At 70.7% G+C, this 13,050-nt stretch carries 18 protein-coding genes and 1 pseudogene; 9 read left to right on the forward strand and 10 right to left on the reverse strand.

Annotation, left to right across the window (positions count from 1 at the left end; all coding sequences use genetic code 11):
• Nucleotides 1-41: 41 nt before the first annotated feature.
• Together ACWDX9_RS08630 and ACWDX9_RS08635 are read right to left on the reverse strand one after the other, a co-directional pair.
• Nucleotides 42-1,025 (reverse strand): DEAD/DEAH box helicase, encoded by a 984-nt coding sequence (locus tag ACWDX9_RS08630; RefSeq protein WP_449950678.1) that lies wholly within the window; start codon nucleotides 1,023-1,025, stop codon nucleotides 42-44.
• Nucleotides 1,025-1,381, reverse strand: coding sequence for an ArsR/SmtB family transcription factor (locus tag ACWDX9_RS08635; RefSeq protein WP_350741841.1), 357 nt, complete (start codon nucleotides 1,379-1,381; stop codon nucleotides 1,025-1,027). Before ACWDX9_RS08635 ends, ACWDX9_RS08630 begins: the two co-directional genes overlap by 1 nt.
• 87 nt (nucleotides 1,382-1,468) lie before the next feature.
• Between ACWDX9_RS08635 and ACWDX9_RS08640 the strand changes: the two genes are divergently transcribed.
• The 3 genes from ACWDX9_RS08640 (at nucleotide 1,469) to ACWDX9_RS08650 (ending at nucleotide 3,775) form a co-directional block, all read left to right on the forward strand.
• Entirely contained in the window at nucleotides 1,469-2,617 is a 1,149-nt protein-coding gene (locus ACWDX9_RS08640; RefSeq protein WP_449950681.1) for an MFS transporter, read from the forward strand.
• Nucleotides 2,618-2,642: 25 nt separating this feature from the next.
• Complete coding sequence (locus ACWDX9_RS08645) at nucleotides 2,643-3,020, forward strand: hypothetical protein (RefSeq protein ID WP_449950684.1); 378 nt, start codon at nucleotides 2,643-2,645, stop codon at nucleotides 3,018-3,020.
• 80 nt (nucleotides 3,021-3,100) lie between these two features.
• Nucleotides 3,101-3,775: a hypothetical protein gene (locus ACWDX9_RS08650; RefSeq protein WP_449950686.1), complete on the forward strand. Its 675-nt coding sequence runs from the start codon at nucleotides 3,101-3,103 to the stop codon at nucleotides 3,773-3,775.
• Here the strand turns inward: ACWDX9_RS08650 and ACWDX9_RS08655 are convergent.
• Both ACWDX9_RS08655 and ACWDX9_RS08660 read right to left on the reverse strand, forming a co-directional pair.
• Nucleotides 3,767-4,597: an undecaprenyl-diphosphate phosphatase gene (locus ACWDX9_RS08655; RefSeq protein WP_449950689.1), complete on the reverse strand. Its 831-nt coding sequence runs from the start codon at nucleotides 4,595-4,597 to the stop codon at nucleotides 3,767-3,769. The genes ACWDX9_RS08650 and ACWDX9_RS08655 overlap by 9 nt on opposite strands.
• Nucleotides 4,598-4,721: 124 nt before the next feature.
• Nucleotides 4,722-5,525, reverse strand: coding sequence for an NmrA family NAD(P)-binding protein (locus ACWDX9_RS08660; protein WP_449950692.1), 804 nt, complete (start codon nucleotides 5,523-5,525; stop codon nucleotides 4,722-4,724).
• Nucleotides 5,526-5,600: 75 nt separating this feature from the next.
• On the opposite strand from ACWDX9_RS08660, the gene ACWDX9_RS08665 reads away from it, so the two are divergent.
• From ACWDX9_RS08665 to ACWDX9_RS08675, 3 genes are all read left to right on the forward strand, one after another.
• Nucleotides 5,601-6,518, forward strand: a complete 918-nt coding sequence (locus tag ACWDX9_RS08665) for an AraC family transcriptional regulator (RefSeq protein WP_449950695.1) — start codon at nucleotides 5,601-5,603, stop codon at nucleotides 6,516-6,518.
• Nucleotides 6,515-7,021, forward strand: a complete 507-nt coding sequence (locus ACWDX9_RS08670; protein ID WP_449950698.1) for an HAD domain-containing protein — start codon at nucleotides 6,515-6,517, stop codon at nucleotides 7,019-7,021. Before ACWDX9_RS08665 ends, ACWDX9_RS08670 begins: the two co-directional genes overlap by 4 nt.
• A 62-nt stretch (nucleotides 7,022-7,083) precedes the next feature.
• The gene (locus ACWDX9_RS08675) at nucleotides 7,084-7,278 is read left to right on the forward strand and encodes a PspC domain-containing protein (protein WP_355392851.1); all 195 of its coding nucleotides are present in this window, start codon (nucleotides 7,084-7,086) and stop codon (nucleotides 7,276-7,278) included.
• Nucleotides 7,279-7,311: 33 nt separating this feature from the next.
• On the opposite strand, the pseudogene ACWDX9_RS08680 reads toward ACWDX9_RS08675, so the two are convergent.
• Nucleotides 7,312-7,425, reverse strand: a pseudogene (locus ACWDX9_RS08680) (RNA polymerase subunit sigma); the annotation flags it as partial.
• Between the two features lie 74 nt (nucleotides 7,426-7,499).
• On the opposite strand from ACWDX9_RS08680, the gene lipB reads away from it, so the two are divergent.
• Nucleotides 7,500-8,135: a lipoyl(octanoyl) transferase LipB gene (gene lipB, locus ACWDX9_RS08685; protein WP_350741863.1), complete on the forward strand. Its 636-nt coding sequence runs from the start codon at nucleotides 7,500-7,502 to the stop codon at nucleotides 8,133-8,135.
• 8 nt (nucleotides 8,136-8,143) lie between these two features.
• Here the strand turns inward: lipB and ACWDX9_RS08690 are convergent, their stop codons facing one another.
• The 4 genes from ACWDX9_RS08690 to ACWDX9_RS08705 form a co-directional block, all read right to left on the reverse strand.
• On the reverse strand, nucleotides 8,144-8,533 hold the full coding sequence (locus tag ACWDX9_RS08690) for a type II toxin-antitoxin system VapC family toxin (protein ID WP_449950702.1): 390 nt from the start codon (nucleotides 8,531-8,533) through the stop codon (nucleotides 8,144-8,146).
• A complete protein-coding gene (locus ACWDX9_RS08695; protein ID WP_185070191.1) occupies nucleotides 8,530-8,757 on the reverse strand; it encodes a FitA-like ribbon-helix-helix domain-containing protein in 228 nt (75 codons plus the stop codon). The genes ACWDX9_RS08690 and ACWDX9_RS08695 overlap by 4 nt, the downstream gene beginning before the upstream one ends.
• Nucleotides 8,758-8,821: 64 nt before the next feature.
• Nucleotides 8,822-10,351, reverse strand: coding sequence for an amino acid permease (locus tag ACWDX9_RS08700; protein ID WP_363961881.1), 1,530 nt, complete (start codon nucleotides 10,349-10,351; stop codon nucleotides 8,822-8,824).
• 98 nt (nucleotides 10,352-10,449) lie between these two features.
• A complete protein-coding gene (locus ACWDX9_RS08705; RefSeq protein ID WP_449950706.1) occupies nucleotides 10,450-11,364 on the reverse strand; it encodes a zinc-binding dehydrogenase in 915 nt (304 codons plus the stop codon).
• 99 nt (nucleotides 11,365-11,463) lie between these two features.
• Between ACWDX9_RS08705 and ACWDX9_RS08710 the strand changes: the two genes are divergently transcribed.
• Nucleotides 11,464-12,048: a TetR/AcrR family transcriptional regulator gene (locus ACWDX9_RS08710; RefSeq protein ID WP_449950708.1), complete on the forward strand. Its 585-nt coding sequence runs from the start codon at nucleotides 11,464-11,466 to the stop codon at nucleotides 12,046-12,048.
• Here ACWDX9_RS08710 and ACWDX9_RS08715 read toward each other — a convergent pair.
• Nucleotides 12,026-12,571: a type 1 glutamine amidotransferase domain-containing protein gene (locus ACWDX9_RS08715; RefSeq protein ID WP_449950711.1), complete on the reverse strand. Its 546-nt coding sequence runs from the start codon at nucleotides 12,569-12,571 to the stop codon at nucleotides 12,026-12,028. The two genes, ACWDX9_RS08710 and ACWDX9_RS08715, sit on opposite strands and share 23 nt — an antisense overlap.
• Before the next feature lie 119 nt (nucleotides 12,572-12,690).
• On the opposite strand from ACWDX9_RS08715, the gene ACWDX9_RS08720 reads away from it, so the two are divergent.
• On the forward strand, nucleotides 12,691-12,954 hold the full coding sequence (locus ACWDX9_RS08720; RefSeq protein ID WP_449950714.1) for a heavy-metal-associated domain-containing protein: 264 nt from the start codon (nucleotides 12,691-12,693) through the stop codon (nucleotides 12,952-12,954).
• Nucleotides 12,955-13,050 lie beyond the last annotated feature (96 nt).

The raw sequence follows: 13,050 nt of genomic DNA on the forward strand, positions 1-13,050 counted from the left end.
CGCCGGCTCCTCCAGCACCCTTCCGGGCTCGCCGACGGTGTTCAACGGCAGCCTGGCCGACCTTGCCGCCTTCGCCGGTTCGCCGAGTCTCGGCGCTGGCCGGCCGACGCCTTCGAGACCCTGACCGTGGTGAGGGAGCCCAGGCCGCGGGCGTGGTCGGTACGGGGCTCGCGGGCCAGGCCGGAGTCGACCACCACCCGGACGCCGGGCACGGTCAGGCTCGACTCGGCGACCGACGTGGCCAGCACCACCCGGCGGGCCGGGCCCGGCGCGAGCACGGCGTCCTGGACGTGGGCCGGGGCCTGCCCGTGCACCTGGAGCACCGCCACGCCGTCCAGCATCCCGGCGACCCTGGCGATCTCGGCCACGCCGGGCAGGAAGCACAGCACGTCGCCCTCCCGTTCCGCCAGCGCCCTGCGGACCACCGAGGCCACGTGGGACAGCAGCGCGGGGTCGACGCGGAGGCCGTGCGGCGGGGCGACCGGGCGGGCCGGCGGGGCCCACACCGTTTCGACGGGGTACGCGGCGCCGGTGGCCGCGACGATCGGGCCGCCGATCAGCCGGGACCACGGTTCGGCGTCGGCGGTCGCCGAGGTGGCCAGCAGGCGCAGGTCGGGCCGGAGCGTGTCGCGTACGTCCAGGAGGAACGCCAGGGAGGTGTCCGCGTCCAGGTGCCGCTCGTGGCACTCGTCGAGCACGACCGCGTCCACCCCGGCGAGCTCCTGGTCCCGCTGGAGGCGCTGGAGCAGGACGCCGGTGGTGACGACCTCGACCATCGGGTTCGCGCCCGTGTGGCGCTCGCCCCTGATCGTGTAGCTCACGCCCATCCGCCTGGCCGCCGCGCGCACGGCCAGCCGCCGCGGCTCGGCGACCAGCACCCGCATGCCCGCCTCGGCCAGGGCCAGGGGCACGACCGTCGTCTTGCCCGTGCCGGGCGGTGCCGTGAGCACCGCGCTGCCGTGCTGCTCGAGCGCGGCGAGCAGGTCGGGCAGGACGTGCCGGATGGGCAGCGAGTCGTGGCGCATCAACGCGGGGCGGGGACGTCGGCGCTCGGGATCAGGGCAGGGCTCGGGATCCCGGCGGCGGAGAGGACCGAGTCGAGCAGGCCGGGGAAGCGGGACTCGAGGTCGTCGCGGCGCAGGCTCATGAACTTGAGCCGTCCCTCCTGCTTGGTGATGACCACGCCCGCCTCGCGCAGCGTCCGGTAGTGGTGCGAGGCCGTCGACTTGTGCACGCCCAGGTCGTCACCCGCCTCGCCGCAGTTCATCACGCCGCTCAGGGCGAGCCGGACGACGATCTCCAGGCGGACGGGGTCGGACAGCGCCCGCAGGACCTCCGTGAGCTCGATGTCCTCCGTAGCCGGGTGAGGTAGCAGGCGCATGGTCAAACCCTACCTTCGTTCTATTGTTTGACAACAATCCAACTATACGTCAGTTTGATGCATGTCCAACTTTTTCCTGGAGGCCCCATGACTTCGCAGCTCTACCCGCTTGCTGCCGGAAATTTCGCCATCGGTACGGGCATGTTCGTGACCGCCGGGCTCTTACCGCCCATCTCGAAGGAACTGGGGATCTCGTCCTCCGCGGCGGGGCAGCTCATGACCGTCTTCGCGTTGGCGTACGCGGTGCTGTCGCCCGTCCTCGCCGCCCTGACCGCCCGGCTGTCGCGCAGGACCGTGCTGCTGGTGGCCCTCGGCGTGTTCGTGCTGGGCAACGTCCTGACCGCGCTGGCTCCGACGTACCCGCTGGTCATGGCCACCCGGGTGGTCGCGGCGGCGGGGGCGGCGATGTTCACGCCGACCGCGTCCGGCGTGGCGAACGCATTGACCGAGCCCGAGCGGCGCGGGCGCGCGCTCGCGCTGGTGATGGGCGGGATGACGGTCGCGAACGCGATCGGCGTGCCCCTGGGCACCTGGCTGGGCTCGGTCTCGGGCTGGCGGTCCACGCTGTGGATGGTGGCGGGGCTGGGCGTGATCGGGTTCGCCTGGGTCGCGGCGGTGGTGCCGGTGGTCAGGATCCCGACGTCGGGGCGGCTGCGGGAGCGTCTCGCGCCGCTGGGCGACCGGCAGGTGCTGGCGGTGCTGGTGACGCAGCTGCTGCTGTTCGCGGCGGCGTTCACCGCGTACACCTACATCGGGTCGCTGATCGACCTGCCGCTGCCCGCCGTGCTGTGGGCGTGGGGGATCGGCGGCATCGTGGGCAACCAGCTCGGCGGGCGCTTCACCGACCTGTACGGGCCGCGCAGGATGGTGCTGCTCGCCCTGGGCGCGAGCACCCTGTTCCTGGCCCTCATCCCCGTCGCGAACCTGGCCCTGCCCGTCGCCCTCGTATGGGCGTTCCTGTGGGGCGCGCTCGGCTGGCTGGTGGCCCCCGCCCAGCAGTTCAGGACCGTCTCCGTGGTGCCCTGCAACGTGCCGATCGGCCTGGGGCTGCTGTCGTCGGCCCAGTACGTGGGCCTGTTCCTGGCCGGGCTGGCCGGCGGCGCGACGCTCGACTGGTACGGCAGGACGGGCGTGATCGTGCTGGCCACCGCGTTCGGGCTGGTGGCGCTGCTGTTCACGCTGGCCACCTACCGTCCGCAGGCGGTCTCCCCGAAGGAGGGCGTGTCCGTCGGGTAGCGCGCCTTCGGCCAGAATGGTGATCATGTCCGAAGACATCGACCCCCGGAACGAGCCCGCGCCCTTCGGGGCCGTGGTGCTCCTGACGGCCGCCTCGGCGGTGGCGGTCATGGGGCTCACCGCGTTGCTGTCCCAGCCGCCCGGGCTGAAGTTCCTCCTGCTCGGCCCGATCGCCCTCGTCGTGTTCGAGGTGGTCGTCCACGAGGTGTGGTGGCAGCGGTGGTGGGGTGCGATCCCCGGCGCGGTGGCGGGCCTGGCGCTCTACTTCGAGGGCCGCGCCGCGCTGAGCGACCTCGTCGGCGACGCCTGGGCCCACCCCGTCGCGTACGTCGCCGCCTGGACCCTCTTCGCCGTCGTCTTCGCCCTCTGCAGCCGCTACCCCCGGACCCTCCGGCCGACGTGATCTTCTCCGCCGCGTAGGGGACGCCGGATCGGTCCGCAGGCGGACGACGGGCGGCGGGCGCGGCGCCTACCGTCGTCGGCATGTTGAACGACCAGGTGACCTTTCGGCGCATCGCGGCGGGCGTACTGCTCATCGTGGCCCCGCTGCTCCAGGCCGTCGCCGTCGTCGTCGATCCAGGCACCTGGGGCGACGACCGGGAGGCGGTCAGCTACGGCGCGAACCCCGCGCTCGCCCAGACCGAGTCCGCGCTCTACCACTGGAGCTGGATGCTCATGGCCGTGGCCGCGCTCGGCCTGGCCCACCTCACCCGGCGCAAGGCCACGCGGCTCGGCCACGTGGCGGCGGGTATGACGGTGATCGGCTATCTCTCGACGTCCGCGCTGCTCATGATGGACCCCGTGGAGTGGTGGCTCGGGCAGCACCACCCGCCGGAGGAGGCCCAGCGGATCCTCGACGAGATGCTGAACCTGCCCGGGGTCATCATCGGCTTCCAGATGCCGTGGATCTTCTTCGCCGTCCTCGGCCTGCCGCTGCTGACCGCGGCCGTGTGGCGGGCGGGCTTCGTCGGCTGGTGGGTGCCGCTGCTCGTCCTCGTCGGCTACGTCGTCTCGTTCCCCGTCCCGTACGGGCCCCTGACCGTGGTGTTCTGGATCCTGCCCGTCGTCGCCCTCGGCTGGACCGGGTTGAAGATCCTGCGCATGGGCGACGAGGCGTGGGCGGCGTACTATCCGGCTCCGGCCCTCGTGTCAGCCTAGGGCCGGGATCCAGCCCGCGGTGACCGCGAGGATGAGGAAGAAGCCCAGGACGATCCGGTAGATCACGAAGCCGGTGAAGCGGTGGGTGCTGATGTAACGCAGGAACCAGGCCACGGCCAGGTATCCGACGACGAACGAGATGACCGTGGCGAGGATCGTCGGCCCCCACTCGGGGGCCGGGCCCTTGCCGATCTCGCGCAGCTCGTAGACGCCCGAGCCCAGCACGGCGGGGATGGCCAGCAGGAACGAGTATTTGGCGGCGTCCTCGCGGCGGTAGTCGAGCAGCAGGCCGGCGGTCGTGGTGCCGCCCGAGCGGGACACCCCGGGGATCAGGGCGAGCGCCTGGGCGAAGCCGTACACGATGGCGTGGGCGAAGCTGAGGTGCTTCTCCAGCGTGAGCTTGTTGCGGGCGGTGCGGTCGGCGAACCAGAGGAGGAGGGCGAAGACGATCAGCGTGGTGCCCACCAGGCGCAGGTCGCGGAAGACGGTCTCGATCTGGTCCTTGAATATCACGCCGAGCACCACGATCGGCAGCGAGCCGACGATGATGTACCACCCCATGCGGGCGGCCCAGTGGCCGCGCAGGTCCTTGTTGAACAGGGATCTGGTCCAGGTGGAGATGATCTCCCAGATCTCCTTGCGGAAATAGATCAGCACGGCCAGCTCGGTGCCGATCTGGATGACGGCGGTGAACGCCGCCCCTGGGTCCTGCCAGCCGGCGATGGCGGAGACCACCCGGATGTGGGCGCTGGAGGAGATCGGCAGGAACTCCGTGAGCCCCTGGACCAACCCCAGAACCACCGCTTCTAGCCAGCCGATCACGACGACAACCTTCCGAGAACGCGGGAGTGACGAGGGTGAGGCTAGCGGATGCCGGGGCCGGTGGGTTGCTCGCGTCGCGTACAGAGTCCCGTACGGCCACGAGGAGCACCGACCCCGTGAGATCTCAGAGGCGCTGCCACATCGCGGCGGCGGCCTCGGCGTAGTCGGTGAAGTCGCGGGCCGGGCGGCCGAGCGCCTGCCGCACGCCGTCCGCCACGGAGGCGTTGCGGCCGTCCAGGATGCCGGTGAACAGCGCGGCCAGGCCCGCGGCCTCCTCCTCGGGCACGCCGTTCTTGACGGCCGCGGTCACGTACTCCTCCGGCGTCACCCGCGCGAACGAGATCTCCCTGCCGGTGGCCCTGGACAGCTCCTCGGCCGCCTGCGCGAACGTCAGCAGTCGCGGCCCGGTGAGCTCGTAGAGCCGGCCCGCGTGGCCGTCCCGGCTGAGCGCGGCGGCGGCCACGTCCGCGATGTCGTTCACGTCCACGAACGGCTCGGGGACGTCGGCGACCGGCAGCGCGATGACGCCTTCGAGCACCTGGTCGTAGAAGAAGCCCTCGCTGAAGTTCTGCATGAACCAGCTGCAGCGGACGATCGTCCACTCGGCCCCGGACTCCCGCACGGTCCGCTCGCTGGCCTCCGCCTCCGGCTCGCCGCGCCCGGACAGCAGGACCAGCCGCCGCACGCCGCCGCTCACGGCCAGCTCCGTGAACGCCTTGACGTCCTCGTACGCGCCGGGGAAGGCCAGATCGGGGACATAGGCGAGATAGACGGCCGTCGCGCCGTCGAGGGCCGTCGGCCACGTGGAGCGGTCCTGCCAGTCGAACAGGGGGCGGGACCCGATCCGCACGGGCAGGTCGAGAGCGTTGAGTCGGTCGACCACGCGGCGGCCGGTCTTGCCCGTGCCGCCCAGAACCAGAATCGTCATATATCTAGTAAGCCGCCATACCCATAAGACTCTCCATGGTTGAGAAGCGCAATGGCATATGCGATCGTCTAACCCATGGACCAGCTGGCGGCGCTACTGGACGGCCCGCGGGCCCGTGGCGCCTTCCTGCTCCGCTCGATCCTGGATCCGCCCTGGTCGATGCGCATCCAGGACGAGGCCCCGCTGTCGCTGATCGCGCAGGTGCGCGGGGAGTCGTGGATCGCGTTCGACGCGGGTGAGCCCGTGCGCCTGTCGCCGGGGGAGGTCGCGATCGCCCGGGGGCCGCGGCCGTACACGGTGGCCTCGGAGCCTGGCCTCAAGCCGCAGGTCGTCATCCTCCCCGGCCAGGAGTGCCGCACGATCGACGGCGAGTCGCCCTACGACACCATGTCCATGGGCGTGCGCACGTGGGGGAACGACCCGTCGGGGGGCACCGTGCTGCTCACCGGCACGTACAACCTGGAGGGCGAGGTCAGCAGGCGGCTGCTGGACGCGCTGCCACAGCTGCTCACCCAGCCGGGAGACCCGATCAGCTCGCTGCTCGGCGCCGAGATCGTCAAGGACGAGCCGGGCCAGGAGGCGGTTCTCGACCGGCTGCTCGACCTGCTGCTCATCGCGGTGCTGCGCTCGTGGTTCGCCACTCACGCGAACGAGGCGCCCGCCTGGTACCGCGCGATGGGCGACGCGGTGGTGGGCCGGGCCATGCGCCTGCTGCAGAACAATCCGGCGCACCCGTGGACGGTCGCCGCGCTGGCCACCGAGGTGGGCGTGTCCAGGGCGTCGCTGGCCAGGCGCTTCACCGAGCTGGTCGGCGAGCCGCCGATGTCCTTCCTCACGGACTGGCGCCTGGCGCTGGCCGCCGACCTGCTGCGGGAGCCGAACGCGACGATCGGCTCGGTGGCCAGGAAGGTGGGGTACGGGAGCCCGTTCGCGCTCAGCGCGGCCTTCAAGCGGGTGCGCGGCGTCAGCCCGCAGGAGTACCGGGCCGGATGAAACCACTGCTGCTGCTGGACGTGGACGGCGTGCTCAACCCGATGGGCCGCCCCACTCCGGACTTCCGGCGCTACCGGTGCACGATCGACGGCGAGGTCTACACCGTGCACCTCAACCCGCGCCACGGCCGCAGGCTCCTCGACCTGGCCCTGGCGACCGGCTCCGAGCTGGTCTGGGCGACGACGTGGGAGCAGCACGCCAACGACTGGATCGCTCCCAGGATCGGCCTGCCCTCGCTGCCCGTCATCCCCGTGGACCCGAACGTGGTCTCGGAGCGCGGGGAGATGTTCAAGACGCAGCATGTGGCCCGCTATGTGGGCCGGCGGCCGTTCGTCTGGTTCGACGACCAGGTGTGGGCGGAGGACGAGGAGTATCTCAGGGTGCATCAGGGTCTGGCTGACTTCCTGCTCATCCACGTGGACCCGGCACGGGGACTGACCAGCCGACATCTGGGCATGGCACATGAGTGGCTGACCCTTACAGGGTTTTCTCAGGGTTCCTGACGGGAGTCCGTCGGCCTGTCCGTCCGTTGAACAGGTAGGTCGTCACACACGGAGGAAACATCATGTACCGCTCACGAGAGCACAGGATTCTGGCCGGCGTCTGCGGCGGTCTCGCCGACAAGATGGGCCTGCCGCCCACTCTCGTCCGGATCCTGTGGCTCCTGCTGTCGCTCATCCCCGGGCCGCTGTGGGTCGTCTACGTCGTCATGTGGATCCTCATCCCGGAGGAGCCGAAGGGCTACCGTTCGGCGGCGTGACGTCCGCGACAGGCGCCGGTGGGCCGCCCGCCGCCGCTCGGCCGAGATCGTCCTGCGCGCCACGCCGTGCAGCCAGGCGATCTCGGTGCCGGGGTCGGCACGGTAGGTGTGGGCCGAGTCCGGCACCGCCACGAAGACCTCGGCCACCAGATCCTCGCGGGCCAGGAACGGCGGTCAGGGCCGCGTGCGCCGATGCCCGGGATGCCGCTTATCCTCGAAGGATGAGGGCAAGGCCGCTGACACTCGTCCAGGACGATCTCGTCGACTACGACGCCGCGATGGAGCGCATGACCGACCTCGTCGGGCAGCGCCAGCGGGACGAGCGGCCGGACACGCTGTGGCTGCTCAGCCACCCGTCGGTCTACACGATCGGGCGCCGTACGCCGATGGCCCACCTGCCCGCCCCCGAGCGCGGCATCCCCGTCATGGAGACCGGGCGCGGCGGCCAGCTCACCTACCACGGGCCGGGCCAGCTCGTCGGCTACCTGATCGTCAAGCTCGCCGAGGACCAGGGCATCGTCGACTACGTGCGCGAGGTGGAGCTGCGGCTGGTGGAGGCACTGGGCAAGCTGGGCCTGCCCGCCGAGCGCCGCGACACGCCGCCGGGCTCGGAGCTGCTGACCGGCGTCTGGACCGCCGAGACCGGCCGCAAGATCATCTCGATCGGGATGCGGCAGAGCCGGGGCGTCACGAGCCACGGGTTCGCGCTCAACGTGGACGGCGACCTGGAGCCGTGGAACTGGGCGGTCGCCTGCGGCATGCCCGACGTGGACATGACCTCGCTCAAGCGCGAGCTGGGCACGGCCTCGATGGCCGAGGTCCGCACGGCCGTGGCCACCGCCTTCGAAGCCTCCTGAGCGCTCCTTCAGCCGCGCGGAAAGACCCGCACGTCGGCATCATGTCCGCCACCGTCGAGTTTGCCGTCGCAGGTGTAGAGCGGGGCCTCGAGCGCTTCGGCGAGTGCGAGATAGGAAGCGTCGTAGGACGTGTAGTTGTGCCGCAGCTCCCAGATGCGCTCCGCGATGCCCTTGATCTCGTAGCGGGCGATCTTCAGCGCGAGATAATCGGCTCGCGCCTGCTCCGCCGCGGCCGTGCCGAGCTTGCCGCCGAGCGAGAGACCCCGCAGGGTCGAGAGAACCTCGACATCGAGCAGGTGAGGGGCGTGGACACTCGCCTGGAGGGCGTCGATGAGCTCGGCATCCGCCGCACGTCCCGCCAATGCCTCGACCATCGCGGACGAGTCGATGACGATCATCGTCTGCCCTCGTGGACGGCGTCGAGGATGTCGGCGGTGGACGGCCCTTGGGATCGATCCCGAGACTTGAGCCGCTTGACGATTTCGGCATTGGTCGGCCTGGCGGCGATGTCTGCCAACTCCCTCGCGACGTAAGCCGAAAGAGACATGCCTGCCTCGGCCGCTCGCTCCTTCAACGACTCGGCTACGGGTTCGGGGACATCGCGAATGTAGAGCGTTGCCATAGAGAAATGCTAGCAGTTTGCAAGCAGGCGGGTACGGCCGTGGTGGCCGTACCCGCGTGCCGGGTCAGGAGATCGGGACCTCGTCGACCGTGCGGCGGGGGCCGGTGAACCAGTGCTTGGCCGACAGCGCCCACCACAGGGCGATGCCGACCAGCACCACCCCGACCGCGATCGGGGCGTAGTTGACCGAGGTCCAGTCGAAGGCCTTGTTGCCGGGCACCCCGGCGGGTGAGATCGGCATGATGAAGTAGATCGACACGACGACGATCTCGACGCAGGCGATCCAGCAGAGCACCTTGTACTTGCGGCCGAGCGTCCACGGGCCCGGCTTGAAGGCGTCGCCTGCCCGGAGCCGGAGCCAGATCGGGATGAGGAAGGCCAGGTAGAGGCCGACGACCGCGATCGACACGACGGCCAGGAACGCGACCGGCGTGGTCAGTCCGGGAGGCGCGTAGAGGGCGGGCAGGGTGATCAGGGCGGCCACGACGCAGCCTCCGATGATCGCGTTGACCGGGGTGCGGTTGCGGTCCACCTTCGACCACAGCCGCCAGCCGGGCACGCCGCGGTCGCGGGAGAACGCGTACGTCATGCGCGACATCGACGTCACGCAGCTCATCCCGCAGAAGAACTGGCCGATCGTGGAGATCGCGAACACCACGGTGGCCAGCGGGGCGGAGAGCGCGGTCTCGAAGATGGCTCCCACGAAGCCGGACTGCTTGTTGATCTCGTCCACGTTGGTGGCCGCGAACAGGAACGACAGCAGCAGGATCCAGCCGCCGATCGCCGAGTAGAAGATCGACTGCCACAGGCCGCGGGCGGCGGTCCTGGCCGCGCCCTGGGTCTCCTCCGACACGTGCGCGCAGGCGTCGAAGCCGGTGATCGTGTACTGGGTGAGCAGGAAGCCGAGCGGCAGCACGTAGAACCAGAACGACAGCCCGTCGGAGCCGGCGCCGAAGCCGGAGTTGTTGTTCGTGCCGCCGAAGACGAAGCCGAGCGACTGGTGGTGGTCGGGCGCGAAGATCAGGATCCCGACGACGATCGCGGCGCCCGCGACGTGCCACCAGACCGAGACGTTCTGCAGCAGCGAGATGAGCTTGTGGCTGTAGATGTTGATCAGCGCGTGGGCCACGAGGATGATCACGAACAGCAGGAACGCCTGTGGCAGCGTGGCCTCCCACGCGCCGTCGGTGAGCAGCTTGAGCGTCATGTTGAGGAACGTGGCGCAGCCGTAGTCCACCGACGCGGTGACGGCGATGAGGCCGATCAGGTTGAGCCAGCCGGTGAACCAGCCGTGGATCGGCTTGCCCAGCGTGGCGGCCCACCAGTAGATGCCGCCCGCCGTCGGGTACGCCGACACCAGCTCCGACATGCAGAAACCGATGATCAGGATGAACGCGGAGATCAGCGGCCAGCCCCACGAGATGGCGATCGGGCCACCGTAGTTCCAGGCCTGTCCGAAGGTGGTGAAGCAGCCGGCGAGGATGGAGATGATCGAGAAGGAGATGGCGAAGTTGGAGAAACCGCTCCAGGTGCGGGCCAGCTCCTGCTTGTAGCCGAGCTCGGCGAGTCGCCTGGAATCCTCTTCAGTGGTCATTGAGGTCTCCCTGGGGGGCGTGGAGGACGCTCCATTTGGACTACATCTAGACCATTTCTTTGGCGACGACAAGGCGTTACAGGTGGGTTTCGGGCTCGTCAGGGCGTTCGGCCAACCGCCAGGACGATCTTCCCGGTGAGAGAACCGCCGAGCTGGGCGGCCTTCGCGTCGTCCAGGTCCTCCCACGAGCCGGCCAGGCCGATTTCGAGGGAGAGGTCGTCCGCGGCCACGAGGGCGAGCAGGTGGGCGAGATCGTCGGCGGGGGCCGTCACGTCGCCGAAGGAGTTGAGCGACCTGGCCGGGCCCAGGGAGAAGGTCGAGTTCGGGGGAAAGGTGGCGGGCTGTCCGGAGGCCCAGCCGACGCTCTGGAGGTTGCCGCCGGGCTTCAGCAGGGCCCAGGCGGCGACGAGCGCCGGGCCGCCGACCGTCTCGATCACGACGTCGACCGGCTCGACCCCGTCCAGGCCGACCACGATGTCGACGACAGCTCCGAGGCCGGCCGCCAGTCGCTCGGCGCGTTCCGGTCTGCTGACGGAGGCGATGACGTGGGCGCCGGCGCGCCCGGCCAGCTGCACGGCCAGCCGTCCCACGGCCCCCGACGCCCCGGTCACCAGGACGCGCGAGCCCGGCGCGGGTCCGGCGGCCCGCAGCGAACGCAGCGCCGTGAGGCCGGCCATCGGGAGCGCGGCGGCCCGTACCAGGTCCACCCCGTCGGGCACCACCGCGAGCGAGCCGGTGTCGAACGCCGCCCGCTCGGCCCACGCGCCCGCCCCGAACGCCGCCACCCGCGCCCCCTCGCGCGGTCCCGTGCCGTCCTCGGCGGCGCGCAGGACGACCCCGGCGGCGTCGTAGCCGAGCACGGTGCCCTCCGGCAGGCGGCCCATGTGCCGCAGGTCGCTGAAGTTGACGGACGCGTGACGGACCTCGACGAGCGCCTGCCCGGGGCCCGGCTCGGGGTCGGGCACCTCCGCGAAGCGTCCCTCGGCTCCCGGCCCCGCGATCAACGCACGCATGCTCATTCTCCCCGCTGTCAGGATGCGGACTGTTGGTCCGCTTCGATGGCAGGGATAGTATGAGGACCGACGGTCCGCTTGCAAGAGGAGGTAAGGCCGGTGCGGTCAGACGCGACCCGTAATCGGGAGGCGATCCTGCGGGCCACGGAGGAGCTGCTCGCCGCCCACGGCGCCGAGCACATCTCCCTCGACCGGGTGGCCGCGGCGGCGGGGGTCGGCAAGGGCACGCTGTTCCGGCGTTTCGGCAGCCGTACCGGGCTGTTCCAGGAGCTGCTCGCCGAGCGGGCCGCCGCGCTGGCGCTGGCCATCGAGACACCCGGCTCCGCGCTCGGGCCCGGCACGCCCCCCGAGGGCCGGCTGACGGCCTTCCTGGACGAGCTGTGCGAGCTGGCCGAGCGCAACCTGGCGCTCTTCGCCGCGCACGAGCGGGCCTGCGCCGAGGACAAGTACCGCGATCCGACCTACCTGCGCTGGCACGCGCACGTGACGGCCCTGATCGCCGCGGCCCGGCCGGAAGGTGGCCTGGACGCGGAGTTCGCCGCCCACGCGCTGCTGGGCTCCTTCGATGCCGATCTGGCCCGGCACGTCATGGCGGACGGCGGGGTGGCGCGGCTCAAGTCCGCGGTCAGGAGCCTGGCCGAGACCCTGCTCCAGGGTGCGGCTACTCCGCGAACGCGTCGGTAGCGGCCTGGCAGAAGGCCTTGAGGTCGTCCGGCTTGCGGCTGCTGACCAGGGTGTTGGGCCCTGACGTGCAGATCACGACCTCCTGGTCCGCCCATGTCGCCCCCGCGTTGCGCAGGTCGGTCCGCAGGCTCGGCCAGGACGTGATCGTTCGGCCGCGCACGACGTCCGCCTCGATCAGCGTCCAGGGCGCGTGGCAGATGGCGGCCACGGGCTTGCCCAGGTCGAAGAAGGCGCGGGCGAACCGGACGGCCCGCGGGTCCATCCGCAGGTAGTCGGGGTTCGCGACGCCGCCAGGGAGCACGAGGCCGTCGAACGAGGCCGGTTCGGCGTCCTCCACCGTGGCGTCCACGGCGAACCGGTCGCCTTTGTCCAGGTGGTGGAACGCCTGGATCTGGCCCCGCTTGGTGGAGACGAGCCTGGGCGTGCCGCCCGCCTGCTTGACCGCCTTCCACGGCTCCGTGAGCTCCACCTGCTCCACTCCCTCGGGTGCGACGAGGAACGCGATGGTCTTGCCGTCCAACATGTGATCTCCCCCTTGGGTTGAGTGCTTCCCCCTCCCCTTTCCGGGCGCGGCCGTAGTATGCACCCCTACCCCTAGGGGGTATAGTGGCCGCCAAGGATCAAGGAGTGAAGGAGCGAGGCATGACCGTCACGACGTACCAGGTTGAGGGCATGACCTGCGGTCACTGCGTGAGCGCCGTTACCGAGGAGGTCGGCAGGGTCGCGGGCGTGAGCGGGGTCCAGGTGGACCTGGCGGCCAAGGCCGTGACCGTCACGAGCGAGGCGCCGATCGACCGCGTGCTGATCGACGCGGCGGTGGTGGAGGCCGGCTACGAGCTTGCGGGGGCGATCGAGCTCCTGCCGCAGGCGGGGGGTTCGTGCTGCGGCTCCGGCGGCTGCCACTGATCGCCCCGTAGGATGCCTCATCGTCCCCTTGGGGGTGCCGCATCACGGCAGTCCCAAGGGGACTGAAAATTTACACCGCAAAAGGAAACGAGAATG

The sequence above is a fragment of the Nonomuraea sp. NPDC003201 genome, from assembly GCF_053590415.1.